This window comes from Pseudovibrio sp. Ad26, assembly GCF_001623285.1.
In the GTDB taxonomy this organism is placed as follows: Bacteria; Pseudomonadota; Alphaproteobacteria; order Rhizobiales; family Stappiaceae; genus Pseudovibrio; species Pseudovibrio ascidiaceicola.
On record NZ_LMCE01000093.1, the window covers coordinates 1 to 1,777 of the forward strand.

Consider the following 1,777-nt stretch of genomic DNA (forward strand, 5'->3'; position numbering starts at 1 on the left):
GTTGTGGCGGCGGCGCAAGGTAGAGGCGATTGCAGAAGCTGCTCCCAAGGAAACCGATCCGGCAGGCACGGCACATGTGGTCTTACAAGGCCGTGACCGGCCTGAACGTTCGTCAGATGCGCTGCATGAAGACCTGTCGGAAGAGCTGGAGATCCGGGGCTTTCTGGATCAGTTTCCCGGTCACCGGCTGATGGTCAAGCCCGGGGATCAGCCGCACAAGGAGATATTCTGATGGTCTATTCGCTCGCAGAACAGCGCATGGCAGCAGAGCTCATCAACCCACGCCAGGATGAAGCTGTGGTGATGGACTTGGAATTGTTCGCACAAGCGGTGGTAGATAGTCATCAAAGCCTTGGAGCAACAACGGGCGGTGCGCTGGATCTGGCAAGCTTACCAGTGCTACTGCGCGACATGAAGGGTGGTCATAAACTCCTGAAGGAGATCGGCCTTAACGGACGCTATTACACAAAGGTAGCGAACGGTAAGACCTATGTGGTGTTTAAGGGATACTCCGCCTTACGTGAGACTTTGAAGGGTACACGGTATCTGTCCTCGTCGCCGAAAGTCATTGCATTTGGCATTGGCCCAGAGGCACTTAAATCTGCAGCACGGTCGAATGCGATCATCATGATCACCTGCTATGTAGCACTCGATGTGATGCAGTTCGTCATGAGTGATGAGCAGCTCTATCACGAGCTGTTTGCCAACATCATTACTGATGTTGCTATTGGCACGGTCGCGATGGCCGCAGGAGCTTTGGCAGCAGCAGGAGCTGTTGCTATTGCTGGTACGATTACCGCGATTGCTCTGCCAGCAGTCGTTGTGACCGGAGGGGCAATCATTGTGGGGCTCTATGTCGGGCACAAGTTAAGTGAGCTATCAGAAAGCTATCAGATCAAGAAAAAACTCGGCGCTGCCTTGCTTTGGACCGGCCAAGCTGTCGCTCACGGAGTTCAGGAAGTCGGCAAGGTTATTCATGCTGCGCATGTTGCCATGAAGCAAAAAGTGGAAGAGTTTGAACGTCACAGCAATCGCTTTATGAACCAGTTGGAACGTGAGACCATCTGGCATTTTGGCGGTCCAGATTTGTATAATCAGTACTATCGGAGACACTGATGTTGGGGTGGGTGATTGATAAGGGCACACTTGCTGGTCGTTGGGTTGGTCAGGACATTCGTCGCCTCCATGCAGTGATGATCCTTCTCGATTTGATAGGAGTTTCCGCCTGCTTGGATGTAATGCGTCCGGCACTTCTAGCCATTTTTGCTCAGCCTCCTGAACCTGAATTATTGCAGATTATCCGGGGCAGATCCCGTTTTTTGCTGGCTGGAGCAGCATTACCTATGCTTCACCTTGCCATCACTCCTTGGGGGCAACATTGGATTAAGCGGTCAGCCCAAAGCTTCTCAATCGTGTTTCTAACCGTTGCTGTTGGTGGGGCGTTTTTGGGGATGGTAGTCACCGACTATGCGCGCACGCAGGCGATCCTTATAGGGTATCGCTCTTGCGACCAAACGTTTTTGAATGACTTCCAACGCAAGAACGAAATACTGGTTGCTCCCGGTGTGTTGTGTCCGCCGACCTCTTCGGCTGGCAATCCCTATCCGCCATCGGGGTGAGATCTCAAACCGACACACCAGACCACTCCCAGTTTTTATAGATCCTTTATTTTTCCTTTTGCCAGCGAGTTTGTTATGAATGCTATTGTCCAAATCCCGCAGCTCTTTCAACAACAAGATCTGGCCTTCACCTTTGCAGCGCCTGCGCAGCCGGAGGC

3 protein-coding genes are annotated in these 1,777 nt (G+C 52.4%); all 3 read left to right on the plus strand.

Features of this window, described 5'->3' with window-relative positions; translation table 11 throughout:
• Positions 1-232 (plus strand): hypothetical protein (locus tag PsAD26_RS19575; RefSeq protein ID WP_153041540.1); only part of this gene is annotated, 232 nt, incomplete at its 5' end.
• On the plus strand, positions 232-1,116 hold the full coding sequence (locus PsAD26_RS19580) for a hypothetical protein (protein ID WP_063311793.1): 885 nt from the start codon (positions 232-234) through the stop codon (positions 1,114-1,116). The genes PsAD26_RS19575 and PsAD26_RS19580, both read left to right, overlap by 1 nt.
• The gene (locus PsAD26_RS19585) at positions 1,116-1,619 is read left to right on the plus strand and encodes a hypothetical protein (protein ID WP_063311794.1); all 504 of its coding nucleotides are present in this window, start codon (positions 1,116-1,118) and stop codon (positions 1,617-1,619) included. The genes PsAD26_RS19580 and PsAD26_RS19585 overlap by 1 nt, the downstream gene beginning before the upstream one ends.
• Positions 1,620-1,777 lie beyond the last annotated feature (158 nt).

Excerpts from the sequence above, each read along its gene's own strand:
- PsAD26_RS19580 (WP_063311793.1), top strand. The coding sequence starts at position 232 with ATGGTCTATTCGCTCGCAGAACAGCGCATGGCAGCAGAGCTCATCAAC.
- PsAD26_RS19585 (WP_063311794.1), top strand. The coding sequence starts at position 1,116 with ATGTTGGGGTGGGTGATTGATAAGGGCACACTTGCTGGTCGTTGGGTT.